Here is a 15,391-nt window from a genome sequence, read left to right as displayed (position 1 = left end):
ACGATGCAGAACGCAGAAACCGGCACATCCCGCCGCCGGATCGAGGATGACCGCTTCCTGCGCGGCGCTGGGCGCTTCGTGGATGACATCGTCGTGGCGGGCGCACTGCATGCCATCGTGCTGCGCTCGCCGCACGCCCATGCGCGGATCGTCGCGATCGACACGACAGCCGCCGCCACGATGCCCGGCGTGCGGGCGATCTATACTGTGGCGGACCTCCTGGCCGACGGTATCGGTCCGCTGCCCTGCATCGCCAAGGTGGCGACGGTCGCGCCGCTCATCATCCCGGCGAGGCCGGCGCTGGCCGACGGCATCGTCCGCCATGTCGGCGACCCGGTCTCCTTCGTCGTCGCCGAGACGCCGAACCAGGCGCGCGACGCAGTCGAAGCGATCGTCGTCGACTACGACACGTTGCCCGCCGTGACGGATGGCGCGGCGGCGCTCGGTGCCGATGCGCCTCAGCTCTGGCCCGAGGCGCCGGGCAACCTCGCCTTCCGCTTCCACAAGGGCGACGCCGCGGCGGTGGACACCGCCTTCGCGGATGCCACGACCATCGTCGAACTGGATCTGGTGAACAACCGCGTTACCGCGGCACCGATGGAGACGCGCACGGCGATTGGCAGCTTCGATGCGACGACCGGCGGCTTCCTGCTGGAGGTCAGCGGCCAGGGCGTGCATTCGATCCGCGATCAGCTTGCCAATGACGTCTTCCACCTGCCGCGCGATAAGGTACAGGTGGTCGCGCCCGATGTCGGCGGCGGCTTCGGCGCCAAGAATTTTCTATTCCCGGAATATGTGTTGCTGCTGTTCGCGGCGCGCCGGCTTGGCCGTCCGGTGCGCTGGGTGTCGGAACGGATGGAGGATTTTCTCTCCACCGCGCAGGGCCGCGACAATCGCACGCGGGCACGGATCGCGCTCAACGCCGAGGGCCGATTCCTCGGCCTGCGGGTTGAGACCGTGGCGAATCTCGGTGCCTACCTGTCGACCAGCGGGCCGGGAAGTTCCACCAATGCACCGGGCACTGCGATGGGCGGCTTGTACGACATTCCCGCGATCCACATGGATGTGCGCGGCGCCTTCACCAACACGGTGCCGATCGATGCCTATCGCGGCGCCGGGAAGCCTGAAGCAAACTACGTCATCGAACGGCTGATCGACCTTGCCGCGCAGCGCACCGGCATCGCGGCGACCGAGTTGCGCCGGCGCAACCTGATCGCCGACTTCCCGCATCGGACGGCCATGGGGATGACGATCGATTGCGGCGGCTTCACGGCCAATCTCGACCGCGCGATGGCGGCGGCGGACGCGGCCGGCTTCGCCACACGGCGTGCCGCGGCGCAGCGGAGCGGCAAGCTGCGCGGCATGGGTGTTGCCTGCTTCCTCGAGACGTCGCGCGGCGCGCCTGGCGAATGGGCGGCGGTGCGCTTCGAGGCGGACGGTCGCGTCGCGCTCGCCATCGGCACGCAATCCAACGGCCAGGGGCACGAGACGAGTTTCCCGCAGATCGCCGCGGATCGCCTCGGCCTGCCGGTGGAGCATTTCCGCCTGGTGCAGGCCGATACGCGGCATGTCGCGCGCGGCAACGGGCATGGTGGCGCCCGGTCGCTGCATATGGGCGGCGAGGCGCTGGTTCGCGCCATGGACGCGGTGCTGGCGAAGGGCCGCTCCCTCGCGGCGCAGTTGCTGCAATGCGCGGAGGCGTCACTCGACTTCGCTGATGGTCGCTTCAACGTCGTCGACGATGCGGCGGGCCGTGGCATCGGGTTGATCGAGCTGGCCCAGGCGGCGCGTGACGCCGGCGCCTCGATCGATGCCGAGGTGGACAGCGATCTTGACCTCGTCACCTTCCCCAATGGTTGCCAGGTCGCCGAAGTCGAGATCGACCCGGACACCGGCGTGGTGCGGCTCGAACGCTATGTGGCGATCGACGATTACGGTCGGCTAATCAACCCGATGCTGACGATCGGCCAGGTGCAGGGCGGGCTCGCCCAGGGCATCGGTCAGGCATTGTTCGAGGAGGTGGCCTATGACGCCGCCTCCGGACAGATGTTGACGGCATCGCTGATGGATTACTGCCTGCCACGCGCGGAGGATCTGCCGCCGCTCGAGGTCACCTGCATCGAGGTGCCGACGGCGTCGAACCGTCTCGGCGTAAAGGGTTCAGGGCAGGCCGGGTGCATCGGTGCGCCACAGACGGTGATGAACGCGGTGCTCGACGCGCTCGCGCCGTTCGGCATCGCGGCGATCGACATGCCCGCGACGCCGGCGAAGATATGGCAGGCGCTACGCGACGCCGGCGCTTGACGCCGCCGCCAAGGCCCCGCCTGCCGTTGAGACGTGGCGGTTCGGCGGGCGCCGCAGACCGAGATGCTCGCGCAGCGTGGTGCCCTGGTAGGCGCTGCGGAACAGGCCGCGCTGCTGCAGCAGCGGCACCACACCGTCAACGAAAGCGGCGAGGCCACCGGGCATCAGGCTGAAGGTCATCATGAAGCCGTCGCAGGCCTCCTCGGTGAACCATTCCTCCAGATGGTCGGCCATCTGCGCTGGCGTGCCGCGGAAGGTCTTGTGGCCGCGCTCATAGCGCAGATAGAGCTGCCGCAGCGTCAGGCCCTCGCGGATCATGCCGACGATATGGTCGAAATAGGCCTTGTGGAGATTGGCATTCCTCGGGATGCGATCCTCGGGGATCGGCTCGTCGATCGACAGGTCGGAAAGGTCGGTTTCGAGGTCCATACCGAGGCGCATCTTGCCGACGATCGGGTGGATCATCTCCTGCAGCGTCTGATACATGTCCTCGGCTTCCTGCGCGCTGTCGGCGAGGATGGTGGGCTTGCCCGCCAGCACCTTCAGGCTGTCGGGATCGCGGCCATGGCGCGGCATGCGGCCCTTCAGATCGGCATAGGAGCGACGCGCGCTCTCGATCGTGCTGTCGGAGGCGAAGACCACCTCCGCGGTCTCGGCGGCGAGTTCGCGCCCGGTATCCGAGGCACCGGCCTGGATAATCACCGGCTGGCCCTGCGGCGTGCGCTCGATGTTCAGCGCACCATGAACCTTGAAGTGCTTGCCGTCGTGATCGACCGGGTGCTGCTTCGTCGGGTCGAAGATCTGGCCGCGCGCGCGGTCGCGGATCCAGGCATCGTCTTCCCATGTGTCCCAGAGCTTCTGCACCACCTCGATGAATTCCCGCGCGCGTTCGTAGCGGTCGCCATGCGCGGCGAGCCGGTCCTGGCCGAAATTGCGCGCGGCGAAATCATTCGCCGACGTCACCACGTTCCATGCCGCCCGACCGTGGCTGAGATGGTCGAGCGAGGCGAATTGCCGGGCGATGTTGTAGGGTTCGGAAAAGCTCGTGCTCGCCGTGCCGCCGAGGCCGATGCGCGTGGTCAGCCCGGCCAGGGTCGAGAGCAGGGTGATCGGCTCGAACACATTCATGAACATCGGGAAGCGGCTATAGGCTTCCAACTGCGTTGTCCGCGCCGCAGGCGTGTCGGCGATGAAGAACAGGTCGAACAATCCGCGTTCGGCCAGCAGCGCCGTGTCCCGATACCACTCGATGCTGGTCGAGGAAGCCGGGTCTGTGCTGGGGTGCAGCCAGGAGGCGCCATGATAGCCGGTCGCATGCACCAGCAATGCAAGGGCGATCTTGCGGTCCGTCATCACGTCTCTCCTATTCGCATAGACAAGGTCAGCATGAAGCCCTGCCCGGCGCCAGTGGCTGGTCTTAGGACGGCGCGTGCGGCGCTCCCGCCGGGCCAAGCTCGAGCTGGCGCAGGGGCCCGCGGCGAGCGGTCGCCAGACGCTCCAGGGCCAGGTAGACCACCGGCGTCGTGTAGAGCGTCAGCACCTGCGACAGCATCATCCCGCCGATGATCGTGATGCCGAGCGGCGAGCGGAGTTCGGCACCGGGACCTGTTGCCAGGGCCAGCGGAATGGCGCCGAACAATGCCGCCAGCGTGGTCATCAGGATCGGTCGGAATCGCTCGCGACAGGCTTCGAGGATCGCCTGCATGCCGCCCTCGCCCCCGGCGCGTTCATGTTCCAGAGCGAAGTCCACCATCATGATGGCGTTCTTCTTGACGATGCCCATCAGCAGGATGACGCCGATCAGCGCGATCACCGTGAAGGAGAGGCCGGTCGCCAGCAGCGCCAGCAGGGCGCCGATGCCTGCCGTCGGCAATGTAGAGATGATCGTCAGTGGATGGATCAGGCTTTCGTAGAGCACGCCGAGCACGATGTAGATTGCGATGACGGCGGCCAGTATCAGCAGCGGCAGGCCGGATTGGAAGCTCTGGAAGGCGCGCGCATTGCCGGCGAATTCACCGCGGATCGAGGCCGGCATCTGGATGGCAAGCGCGGCCTGCTCAATCACCGCGGCGGCCTCGCCGAGCGAGACGCCATCGGCCAGGTTGAAGGTGATGGTCGCCGCCGGGAACATCCCCTGATGCGTGATGGTGCTGGGCGAGATGCCGCGTTCGAGCCTGGCTACGGCGCCCAGCGGCACGGGCCCGCTGCGGCCGGGCAGGAAGATCCGGTCCAGGTTCTCCGGTGCTTCGGTCAACAGCGGGTCGATCTCCAGCACCACGCGATACTGGTTGCGCGTGCGATAGATGGTCGAGACCTGCCGCTGCGCGAAGGCGTTGTTCAGCGTCGCATCGAGTGCCTGCACCGAGATGCCGAGCCGCGCCGCCGCCTCGCGGTCGATCAACAGGCGCGCGACGAGGCCAGTGCGCTGCTGATCGCTCGACACGTCTTCGACCTGCGGGACCGTGCGTAGTTGGCGGACCAGCGCTTCGCTCCAAGTGAACAGCTCGTCGATGTCCGGTGTCAGCAGGACGTACTGATAGGACGCATTGCCTTGGCGTCCACCGACGATGATGTCGGAGACCGGCCGCATGAAGGTCTGCACACCCGTTACCGTCGCCAGTGGCCGGCGCAGCCGGTTGATGACGTCATTCGCCTTCACTCCCGGCCGCTGGTTCTGCGGCACCAGCGTCAGTTGCAGGCGCACCGATGCGCCGGAGCCAAAGAAGCCACCGCCACCGACCGCGGCCGAGACATTCTCCACCGCCGGATCGGCGCGGATCACATCCATCACGCGCTGCTGGTAGACGGTCATTTGCTGGAAGGAGGTGTCGGGCTGTGCCTGGACGAAGCCGAAGATCAGGCCGCTATCCTGGTCGGGAAAGAATCCGCGTGGCACGACGGTGTAGAGCCAGACCGTCAGCGCGACGAGACCGACAGTGAGCGCCAGCATCGAGCGCCGCCAACGCAGGGCGACGGCGAGGCTACGCATGTAGCTCCCGACCAGGCGGTCCATCGCCGCCTCGAAATGCCGGCCGAACCAGCCTGGTGGGCGCGGCGCGGCGCTGGCCAGATGCGCCGCCAGCATTGGCGTCACGGTCAGCGAGATCAGCGCCGAAATAGCGACGGCGATCGACAGCGTCGCCGCGAATTCGCGAAACATCCGCCCGACGATCCCGCCCATGAACAGCAGCGGAATGAACACCGCGATCAATGACAGGCTGATCGAGACCACGGTGAAGCCGATCTGCCTCGCGCCTTCGAGTGCTGCTTGCATCGGCTTCATGCCGCGTTCAGTGAAGCGCGCCATGTTCTCGATCATGACGATGGCATCATCGACGACGAAGCCGACCGAGATGGTCAGGGCCATCAGCGTGAAGTTGTTCAGCGAGAAGCCCGCCAGCCACATGCAGCCAAGCGTGCCGAGCAGCGACAGCGGCACCGCAATGCCGGCAGCGAAGATCGCCGATTTCCGCCGCAGGAAGGCGGCGACGACCAGCACGACCAGCGCGATGCTGATGAGCAGCGCGTGCTCCACCTCCTTCACGCTGGCGCGGATGGTCTGCGAGCGGTCGCGCATGATGGCGACGTCGATGCCGGCGGGCATCCAACGTTGCAAGTTGGGCAACAGGGCACGGATGCCGTCCACCACTTCCAACACGTTGGCGTCGGACTGTTTGTACACCGTGACAATCACCGCCGGCCGGCCGTTGTACAGGCCAGCCTGGCGGCGGTCGCGCGGGCCCTGTTCCACCGTGGCGACGCCATCGAGCCGGACCATCGCGTCGCCGGCGCGGCGCACGATGATGCCGGCGAATTCCTCCGGCGTGGTCAGACGGTCATTGACCGAAATCGTTGCGGCCTGCTCGGCACCATCGATGAAGCCGGTCGCCTGGGTGACGTTGGCGCCGGTGATCGCGCTGCGGATCTGGTCGAGCGACACGCCCGCCGCATTGGCCGCCGCCGGATCCACCGAGACGCGGATCGCCGGCTGTTCCGCACCCGAGAGGCTGACCTGCGCGGTGCCGGGGACCTGGGCGATGCGCGGGCCGAGAATGCTGTCGGCGGCGTCGTAGATTGCCCCTGGCGACACGGTGTTCGAGGTCAACGCCAGGATCAGCACCGGCGCATCGGCCGGGTTCAATTTGCGGAAGGAGGGTGGCGAGGTCAGCCCGGCGGGCAAGTCCGGCCCCGCCGCATTGATCGCCGCCTGCACGTCCCGCGCCGCCGAGGCGATGGATCGCGACAGGTCGAACTGCACGATGATGGTGGAGGAGCCGAGGCTCGATCGGGAGGTGAGTTCCGTGACACCCGGGATCTCGCCGAGCCGGCGCTCCAACGGTGCGGCGACGGAGGCCGCCATGATGATCGGGTCGGCACCGGGCTGGCTGGCGCTGACGGCAATGGTCGGGAAATCGACCTTCGGCAACGGCGCGACCGGCAGGTTGAAATAGGCAACGAACCCCGCCAAGGCGAGGCCGATGGCGAGAAGCGACGTACCGATCGGCCGCGCGATGAAGGGGGCGGAGATCGCCATGCCGCTATTCGGCCGGCTGCGCGCGCGGTCGGTGCACCAGCGCCGCCACGCGGGCGCGCAGGTCCTCCATCGCCAGGTAGATGACTGGCGTGGTGTAGAGCGTGATGACTTGGCTGAGCAGCAGTCCGCCGATCACCGAAATGCCGAGCGGCAAGCGCAGCTCGCTGCCGGCGCCACGGCCGATCACCAGCGGCACGGCGCCGAGCAATGCGGCCATCGTCGTCATCATAATCGGGCGGAAGCGCAGGATGGAGGCTTCGGTGATCGCCTCGCGCGGCGTCATGCCGTGTTCGCGCTGCGCCTCGATGGCAAAGTCGATCATCATGATGGCGTTCTTCTTAACGATGCCCATCAACAGCACGATGCCGATCAGCCCGACCACGTTGAGGTCGAGCCCGAACATCTCGAGCGCGAGCAGCGCGCCGATGCCCGCCGATGGCAGCGTCGAGAGGATGGTGATCGGGTGGATCACGCTCTCGTAGAGCACACCGAGCACGATGTAGATGACGATGATGGCGGCGAGGATCAGCCATCCCTGGCCGGCTAGCGAGCGCATGAATTCCGCCGCATCGCCGCCATAGCTGCCGACGATCGTCTCGGGCAAGCCGAGTTGCTGTTGGGCGCGGGCGATCGCGGCGACGGCCTCGCCCAGCGCGACGCCAGGGGCGAGGTTGAAGCTGAGCGTCACCGCCGGGAACTGGTCTTGCCGCGTCACGGTCAGCGGCCCGGGCACGCGGGTGATGGTGGCGAGCTCGGCCAGCGGCACTTGGGCGCTGGTGGTGGTCGTGGTGCCATTGGTGGTGACGGCGGTGCTGCCCGGCACGCGCAGCTGGCCGATCGCGGCAGGGTCATTGGCGATGGCCGGGTCGATCTCCAGCACGACGCGATACTGGTTGGATTGCCCGTAGATGGTGCTGATCTGGCGTTGGCCGAAGGCGCTGTACAACGCGTCATCGATCGACTGCATCGTCACGCCGAGCCGCGCGGCGCGACCGCGGTCGATATCGAGCGCCAGGCGCAGCCCGTCCTCTCGCTGGTCGGTCCCGACGTCGCGCAGTTCCGGCAGGGCGCGCAGCGCGTCGAGCAGTCGCGGCGCCCAGGTGGCGAGCTCGGTCGTCGAAGAATCCATCACCGTGTATTGGTATTGCGTGCTGGAGGCGCGGGTGCCGATCTGGATGTCCTGCACCGGCTGTGGGTAGGCGACGAGGCCTGGCAGCGTGGCGAGTTGTGGCGCCAGCCTGTCGAGCACGGCCTGCGTGTCGTCCTGTCGTTCACCACGCGGACGCAGCACCACGGTCAAGCGTCCGGCATTCTGCGCCTGGTTGATGGTGCCGGCGCCGACGACCGAGGTCACCGCGGCGACAGCCGGGTCGCGCCCGACAATCTCGGCGAGGCCGCGCTGCAAGGCGGACATGCGCTGGAAGGAGACGTCCTGCGGCGCCTCGGTGGTGATGGCGATGATGCCGGTGTCCTGCAAGGGCAGGAATCCCTTCGGCATGGCGATGTAGAGCCACACCGTCCCGCCCAACGTCAGCGTCGCGATGACGAGCATCAGCCCCTCCCGCCGCAGCGCCCAGCCCAGGCTGCGCGCATAGGCTCGGCGCAGGGCCTCGAACGCCGCCTCGAAGGTGCGGTTGATGAGGCCGGGACGCTCCTCGGAGGCCGGGCGCAGCAGGTAGCCGCACATCATCGGTGTCAGCGTCAGCGAGACCACCATCGACACCAGCACCGAGATCGCCAGCACGACGGCGAATTCACGGAACAGCCGCCCCACTACGCCTTCCATGAACAGCAGCGGGATGAACACCGCGATCAGCGAAACGGTCAGCGAGACGATGGTGAAGCCGATCTGCCGCGCGCCCTCGAAGGCCGCCTGCAGGGGCGGCAGGCCCTTCTCCACCAGGCGGACCACGTTCTCGATCATCACGATGGCATCGTCGACGATGAAACCGGTGGCGATGACGAGCGCCATCAGCGAGAGGTTGTCGATGGTGTAGCCGAGCAGCGCCATCACCCCGAAGGTGCCGACGATCGACAGCGGCAGGGCGACGCCCGGCACGATGGTGGCACGCGCGGTGCGCAGGAACAGGAAGATCACCAGCACCACCAGCACCACGGCGATGACCAGCGTCATCTGCACTTCCGCGACCGAAGCGCGGATCATCTCCGTGCGGTCAGCGACGATGGAAAGCTGGGTGCCGGCCGGCAGGGCGCGTTCGAGGCTCTGCAACTGCGCGCGCAGCGCGGCGACGGTCGCCACGATATTCGCCCCCGGCTGGCGCTGCACATCCACCAGCACGGCCGGGCGGCCATTGTACCAGGCGCCGGTCAGCGTGTTTTCCAGCCCCTCGACCGCGGTGCCGACATCGCTGAGCCGGACCGGCGCCCCGCCGCGCCAGGCGATGATCAGATTGGCGAAGGCGGCCGGCGTGGTCAGCTGGTCATTCGCCATGACGGCGGAAGCCTGCTGCGGCCCATCCACCGAGCCTTTCGGCCCGGCGACATTTGCGGCGACGACCGCGGTCCGCACATCCTCCAGCCCTAGATTGTAGGAAGCGAGCCGCCGCGGATCGACCTGCAGCCGCACCGCCGGGCGCATGTTGCCCTGCACGGCGACGCGACCGACGCCGCCCACCTGCGCGAGGCGCTGCGCCAGCAAGGTGTCCACCGCATCCGACAGCCGCGCGACCGGCAGCGTGTCCGAGGTCAGCGCCAGTGTCAGGATCGGCGGGTCGGCCGGGTTCACCTTCGCGTAGGTCGGCGGGTAGGGGAGGCTCGATGGCAGCGTGCCGCGCGCCGCGTTGATCGCCGACTGCACATCCTGCGCGGCGTCGTCGATGTCGCGGCCGAGATTGAATTGCAGCGTGATGCGGCTGACGCCCGGGCCGCTCACCGAGACGATCTCGCTGAGACCCGAAATCTGCGCCAATTGCCGCTCCAACGAGGCGGTCACCAGCACCGCGATGGTGTCGGGCGAGGCGCCGGGCAATTGCGTGGTCACCTGTATGGTCGGGAAATCGACCTCCGGGAGCGAAGAGACCGGCAGGCGCAGATAGCCATAGATACCAGCCAGCAACAAAGCGATCGCCAATAGTGAGGTGGCGATCGGCCGCGCGATGAACGGGGCCGAGATGTTCATGGGCGCGGTGGCGGGCTCGGCGCAGCACCACCCGGCTGCTGCTGCGGGCGGCGCCGCCGCTGCTGCGGTGTCACGGCGGGTGGGCGCACCGGTTCGGCCACCTGCACGGCCGCACCGGCGGTCAGCCGCAGCGCGCCCGAGGTCACCACGCGCTCGCCAGGTCGCAGCCCGCGCTGCACCACCGCCTGCGTGCCGGCGATGACGCCAAGCACGAGCGGCCGCTGCTCCACAGTGTTGTCCGCCTGCACGACGAAGGCGTAAGGCCCCTCCGGCCCGCGCTGCACCGCCACCAGCGGAATCGCGGTGACGTCGCTCAGCAGCGCCACCTGCAGCCGGATATTGACGAAGGCGCCGGGCCACAGCCGTTCGTCGTCATTGGCGAAGGTCGCCTTCAGCCGGATGGTGCCGGTGGCCTGGTCCACCTGGTTGTCGAGCGTCACCAGGCTGCCCACCGGATTGGCCGGCGGCGCCACGCCGTCGGCGCGCGGGATCGCCGGGTCGGGCAGCCGCGCTTCCACCTGCACGGGGCCGGCGCCGATCGCCTGCATCACCGTCGGCAACGATTGCTGCGGCAGGGTAAAGGTGACGCTGATCGGGCGAATCTGCGTGACGGTGACGATGCCGCTCGAACTGCTCTGCACCAGATTGCCGATATCGACCTGGCGCAACCCGACGCGGCCATCCACCGGCGAGCGGATCACGGTGTAGTCGAGCTGCACCTGCGCATTGTCGATGGTCGCCTGGTCGTACTGCACCTGGGCTTCGAGCTGCGCGACGGCCGCGCGCTGCGTGTCGAGCGTCTGCTGGGACGTGCCCTGCCCGCGTACCAGCGTCGCATAGCGTTGCAGGTCGAGCCTTGCATTGGCGAGTTGCGCCTCGCGTTGCGCCTTGGTCGCCACCGCCTGGTCGAGCGCCGCCTGATAGGCGCGTGGATCAAGCCGGACCAGCACGTCGCCGGCCTTCACCTCCTGCCCTTCGGTGAAGGCGATCTCTGTGATGCGGCCGGTCACCTGCGGCACGATGGTGATGGTGTTGAAGGCCTGCACCGTGCCGAGCGCGTCGAGCATGATCGGCACATCGGTCACGCTCGCCTCTGCGGTACTGACCGGCACGGCGATGCGGCCGCGGGGCCCGCCATTCGGCCCGAACCCGGCAGGCGCCGCCGTCGTCGCGGCAGGCTGCGGCGGCGGCAGGAAGGGCAGCCAGCCTTGTCGCCAGGCATACCAGCCGCCACCGCCGAGCAGCGCCAGCAGCAACAGCCAGCGCCACACGCGGCGACGCCGCGGCGTGGCTGTCGTCTCCAGGCGGGTCGGCGTCACGGGCACCGGCGGGCGCGGCAGCTCATTCATGGCGCGGTTCCAGCGGCAGCGCGCTGTGCGGCGCGCAGGTCCTCCACCGACCAGCCGCCGCCAAGCGCGGTGAACAGCGCCGCCGCCGCCTGCAGCCGTGCCGTGCGCGCCTGCGTCAGGACCAGCCGCGCATTGAACAGCGTCGTCTGGGTGGTGAGAACCGTGAGCAAATCGATCGTCCCCACGCGGAATTGAGCGTCAGCGATAGTATAGGCGCGTTGCGCGGCCTCCACGCGGGCCATTTGCAGGTCGACCAACTCGCGGTTGCGCGCCAGCGCGGAGAGGCTGGTCTCCGTATCCTGCAAGGCGGCCAGGATCGCCTTGCGGTAATTGGACAGCAGTTCTTCCCGCCGCGCGCGGGTCTGCGCCAGCTGGGCACGCAGCGCGCCGCCGTCGAACAGGGTTTGCGTGAGGCCGATGGCAATGCTGTAGATCGTCGCCCCCGGGCGCAGCAGGGTCTGCAGCGCGATGCTCTGCAAGCCGCCCTCGGCGGTCAGCGAAATGGTGGGGAACAGCGCGGCGCGCGCGGCGGTGACATCGGCGCTGCCGGCGGCGAGATTCGCCTCTGCCAGGCGCACATCGGGGCGCCGGACCAGCACGGCGGAGGGCAAGCCCGGCGCGATGTCGGGCACGCGGATACTGGCGAGGCGCTGCCCGGCCACGGCGATCTCCGTTGGCCGCAGCCCGGCAAGCGTCGCCAGGGCGAAGGTATCCGCCTCGACGATCTGTTGCAGCGGCGGGACCTGGGCCCGCTGCTGGGCAACCACGGTCTCCTGCTGGGCGACATCGAGGCCGGTCGCCGTGCCGACCGCCAGGCGCTGGCGCAGGATGCCGAGGGTGCGTTCGGCGATGCGCAGATTGTCCTGCTGGTTGGCGAGTTGCTCCTGTGCGCCGAGCAGGTCGAACAAGGTGCTCGCGACCGCCGCCTGTGTGCTGAGCGTGACTGTACCGATGCCGAATTCTGCGGCCGAGACACTGTCGCGCGCCGCCTGTTCCTGCGCCCGCAAGCCGCCCCAGAAGTCGATCTGGTAGCTGGCTTGCAGGGAGCCGCCATATTGCCGGCCGGCATTGGCCGGCGTCCCGGGCGTCGCTGAGGTGCCGCGGGCGCGCCCCACCGAGACACCGCCGGTGACCAGCGGCAGCAGCTCGGCGCCAGCGATACGCAGCGCTTCATCGGCCTGGCGCAACCGTGCCACTGCTGCGGCGAGGTCGAGATTGCCTGCCATCGCCGCCGCCATGATGCGGTCCAGCTCGGGCGAGGCGAAGGCCTGCCACCAGCTCGGGTCGGGCGCCGGCGCCGGCGCGATGGCGGCGCTGACGAAGCGCTCTGGCGCCGGCAAGCCGGGGTCAGCCGGTTCGATCGGCAGCGCGCAGGCGGACAGGGCCATGCTCAGGGCAAGCGCACCGCGGCATCGGCCGAGATGCCGCGTTGATGGGACGGGTTTGGCGAAGCGAGACATCAAGCGGTGATATAACCATGGGCACTCCCCTTGGCTCCTATGTGGCCCCGGGAAGGCCATACCGCCAGTTTCGAATGGCAACGGGCGGTTTCAGACAGAGCGCTCGCGACGGGGGCGGACGCCGGGCATGCGCACTGCAATTTCGTCGCCGTCTTCCGCATGATGCGATCCGCATCGGTCGTGCCAAGTGGCGCCGAGGTGCGACTCTGGTCGCAGGCGCCGACCAGCACCGGCTGCGACTCACCGGATTGTGCGTGAGTGCGAAGAATGGCCAACCGCTCGGGTCACTGCGGTATCGGTGGACGGCGCCCGGTCGTCGCCAGACGCAGCGCGCCCACGCTGCGCATCACCCACAGCCAGTTCACGCAGAGCGGCCGGCTCGTCGAACTCGGCAGCACGCCGTACCTCGGCCCGGGCTTTCGCTGCATCATGGCGCTACGGCCCGAGCGCCGGACGAGCCCATCCGGGCCGTGACGCCGGCCCGGTCAGGCGGATGGCCCCGCTGGTAGGGACCGGGGCGCGATCCGTTTGTCACGCCCGCCGGCAGGTTCACCATGTCCACCAGCACCGAAACGCCGAGCAGGTCTCGGAACAGCTTGAATTCGCCGTGTTTCGGCGTGGCGGTCCCGCCGATACCGATCAGCGCCGACAGCCCGCCCATCCATGGAGCTCGCGCCACGACGGCAGTGAGAAGCCTTCCACCGCAACCCGCGCTGCATCACTACGTCGTGCTCGTGCCGCCAGCCATCCTGCCGCCCCGGGACCGCGCGAACGGGATGGCACGCTCGACGCCAGCGTTGGACTTCCCTCCAAGGCGGAATTCGCCTTCATTGGCCTGCCGCTGGCCATCGCGCAACGGACCGGAGGACGCCCATGAAGAAGCTCGTCAACGACCCTCGTGCCGTCGTCCGTCAGATGCTGGAGGGCTTGGTCGAGCTGAACCCGGCACTGGCCCTGCTGGATCGCGAGGATGTAGTGGTCAGGCTGCCCATCGCGCCGCCGGCGGAGCGTCCCGTCGCCGTCATCTCCGGTGGCGGCAGCGGGCACGAGCCGGCCCATGCCGGCTATGTCGGGGACGGCATGCTCGCGGCCGCCGTGGCGGGCGACGTGTTCACTTCACCCAGCGTCGATGCGGTGCTGGCGGCGATACACGCCACGGCGGGGCCGCGCGGCGCCGTGCTGGTGGTCAAGAACTACACTGGCGACCGGCTGAATTTCGGCCTGGCCGCCGAGATGGCAACGGCCGCGGGAATCCCGACCCGCATGGTGATCGTCGCCGATGACGCCGCCTTGCGCGACACGGTGGAACGTGGCCATCGGCGGGGCATTGCCGGCACGGTGCTCGTCCACAAGGTCGCCGGCGCGGCCGCCGCTGCCGGCTTGCCGCTTGATGCCGTTGTCGACGAAGCCACGCGTGTCGGCGCCGGCCTGGCATCGATGGGCGTTGCACTGGGCGCCTGCACGGTGCCCGCCGCCGGCCGGCCCGGATTTTCCATTGGCGATGACGAGATGGAGCTCGGCCTCGGCATCCATGGCGAGCAAGGCGTTCGGCGCCTTTCCCTGCAGCCGGCCGATGCCATCGTGGACAGCATCCTCGCGACGGTGCTCGACGATCTGTCCGGCGCGCCGGGCGACCGTGTCGCCCTCCTCGTGAACGGGTTGGGCGGGACGCCACCGATGGAACTTGCCATCGTCAGCCGTCGCGCCATGGATGTCCTGCGTGAGCGGGAGATCCGGATCGAACGCGCTTGGTGCGGGAACTTCATGACCGCGCTCGAGATGCCAGGCTGCTCGCTGACACTGTTGCGCGTCAACGACGCCATGCTGGCGCGACTGGACGCCCCGACCGGAGCATCCGCCTGGCCTGGTCGCGGGCAGGTCGGCTCGCGCCTGCCGCTGCCCGCGCCGAGTGAGCCCGCAACGGTTCGGCGCGGCCGCGGAGCAGGGCCGCTCCCGGCGCAACTGCGTGGGGCGGCGCATCTCGTGGCCGATGCGCTCGATGCGGCGCAGGATGAACTGACCGCATTGGACAGCCGCGCAGGCGACGGGGATCTGGGGATCAGCATGGCGCGCGGCGCCGCCGCGATCCGCAGCCTGCCAGATGACGCCTGGGACACGCCGGCCATCGCGCTTGCGGCGATGGGCCATGCGCTGCGCCGCGCGATCGCCGGCAGCTCCGGGCCATTCTACGCAACGGCGTTGATTCGCGCGGCGCGACACCTGGACGCTGAGGCGCCCGGTGCGGAGGACTGGGCGAGGGCCTTCACCGACGCCGTGGCATCGATCGGCGCGTTGGGCGGCGCCAAGCCGGGCGACCGCACCATGCTCGATGCGCTCGCACCCGCCGCGCAGACGCTGGCCGAGCAGGTCCGGCAAGGCGTGCCCCTGGCGGAGGCTTGGCGCGGCGCGTCACTCGCCGCGGAGCAGGGCTGCTTGGCAACGGCCTCCATGCGACCGCGCCTGGGCCGGGCGGCCTATCTCGGCGACCGCGCGCTCGGTGCTGCTGATGCCGGGGCAAGCGCCGTCGTCGTCTGGATGCGGGCACTGGCTGGCGCTGGATGAACCGCCCCGGCGCCGCCGGAGCGGCGCCGGGCATGGACTGGCC

General features: G+C 68.9%; 8 protein-coding genes. 2 read left to right on the top strand and 6 right to left on the bottom strand.

The features are described 5' to 3' along the window. Positions 1-3 precede the first annotated feature (3 nt). The gene (locus tag IEY36_RS13565) at positions 4-2,304 is read left to right on the top strand and encodes a xanthine dehydrogenase family protein molybdopterin-binding subunit (protein WP_229681302.1); all 2,301 of its coding nucleotides are present in this window, start codon (positions 4-6) and stop codon (positions 2,302-2,304) included. Here IEY36_RS13565 and IEY36_RS13560 read toward each other — a convergent pair. From IEY36_RS13560 to IEY36_RS13535, 6 genes are all read right to left on the bottom strand, one after another. Next, the gene (locus tag IEY36_RS13560; protein ID WP_188967610.1) at positions 2,284-3,657 is read right to left on the bottom strand and encodes an LLM class flavin-dependent oxidoreductase; all 1,374 of its coding nucleotides are present in this window, start codon (positions 3,655-3,657) and stop codon (positions 2,284-2,286) included. The genes IEY36_RS13565 and IEY36_RS13560 overlap by 21 nt on opposite strands. A gap of 64 nt (positions 3,658-3,721) precedes the next feature. Beyond that, positions 3,722-6,838 (bottom strand): efflux RND transporter permease subunit, encoded by a 3,117-nt coding sequence (locus IEY36_RS13555; RefSeq protein ID WP_188967609.1) that lies wholly within the window; start codon positions 6,836-6,838, stop codon positions 3,722-3,724. Between the two features lie 4 nt (positions 6,839-6,842). Beyond that, positions 6,843-9,977, bottom strand: coding sequence for an efflux RND transporter permease subunit (locus IEY36_RS13550; RefSeq protein WP_188967608.1), 3,135 nt, complete (start codon positions 9,975-9,977; stop codon positions 6,843-6,845). Continuing rightward, positions 9,974-11,326: an efflux RND transporter periplasmic adaptor subunit gene (locus IEY36_RS13545; RefSeq protein ID WP_188967607.1), complete on the bottom strand. Its 1,353-nt coding sequence runs from the start codon at positions 11,324-11,326 to the stop codon at positions 9,974-9,976. Before IEY36_RS13545 ends, IEY36_RS13550 begins: the two co-directional genes overlap by 4 nt. Further along, positions 11,323-12,714 (bottom strand): efflux transporter outer membrane subunit, encoded by a 1,392-nt coding sequence (locus tag IEY36_RS13540; protein WP_188967606.1) that lies wholly within the window; start codon positions 12,712-12,714, stop codon positions 11,323-11,325. Before IEY36_RS13540 ends, IEY36_RS13545 begins: the two co-directional genes overlap by 4 nt. Before the next feature lie 499 nt (positions 12,715-13,213). Continuing rightward, positions 13,214-13,447, bottom strand: coding sequence for a peptidase associated/transthyretin-like domain-containing protein (locus tag IEY36_RS13535; RefSeq protein WP_188967605.1), 234 nt, complete (start codon positions 13,445-13,447; stop codon positions 13,214-13,216). A 212-nt stretch (positions 13,448-13,659) separates the two neighbouring features. On the opposite strand from IEY36_RS13535, the gene IEY36_RS13530 reads away from it, so the two are divergent. After that, positions 13,660-15,348, top strand: a complete 1,689-nt coding sequence (locus IEY36_RS13530) for a dihydroxyacetone kinase family protein (RefSeq protein WP_188967604.1) — start codon at positions 13,660-13,662, stop codon at positions 15,346-15,348. The last annotated feature ends 43 nt before the right edge of the window (positions 15,349-15,391 follow it).

The sequence above is a fragment of the Neoroseomonas lacus genome, from assembly GCF_014644535.1.
Classification (GTDB): domain Bacteria; phylum Pseudomonadota; class Alphaproteobacteria; order Acetobacterales; family Acetobacteraceae; genus Neoroseomonas; species Neoroseomonas lacus.
This window is presented reverse-complemented; position numbering and strand designations above follow the sequence as displayed.

What these genes read in the sequence shown, in the direction of transcription:
- IEY36_RS13565 (WP_229681302.1), top strand. Translation starts at nt 4, where the DNA reads ATGCAGAACGCAGAAACCGGCACATCCCGCCGCCGGATCGAGGATGAC.
- IEY36_RS13560 (WP_188967610.1), bottom strand. Translation starts at nt 3,657, where the DNA reads ATGACGGACCGCAAGATCGCCCTTGCATTGCTGGTGCATGCGACCGGC.
- IEY36_RS13545 (WP_188967607.1), bottom strand. Translation starts at nt 11,326, where the DNA reads ATGAATGAGCTGCCGCGCCCGCCGGTGCCCGTGACGCCGACCCGCCTG.
- IEY36_RS13550 (WP_188967608.1), bottom strand. Translation starts at nt 9,977, where the DNA reads ATGAACATCTCGGCCCCGTTCATCGCGCGGCCGATCGCCACCTCACTA.
- IEY36_RS13535 (WP_188967605.1), bottom strand. Translation starts at nt 13,447, where the DNA reads ATGGGCGGGCTGTCGGCGCTGATCGGTATCGGCGGGACCGCCACGCCG.
- IEY36_RS13555 (WP_188967609.1), bottom strand. Translation starts at nt 6,838, where the DNA reads ATGGCGATCTCCGCCCCCTTCATCGCGCGGCCGATCGGTACGTCGCTT.
- IEY36_RS13530 (WP_188967604.1), top strand. Translation starts at nt 13,660, where the DNA reads ATGAAGAAGCTCGTCAACGACCCTCGTGCCGTCGTCCGTCAGATGCTG.
- IEY36_RS13540 (WP_188967606.1), bottom strand. Translation starts at nt 12,714, where the DNA reads ATGGCCCTGTCCGCCTGCGCGCTGCCGATCGAACCGGCTGACCCCGGC.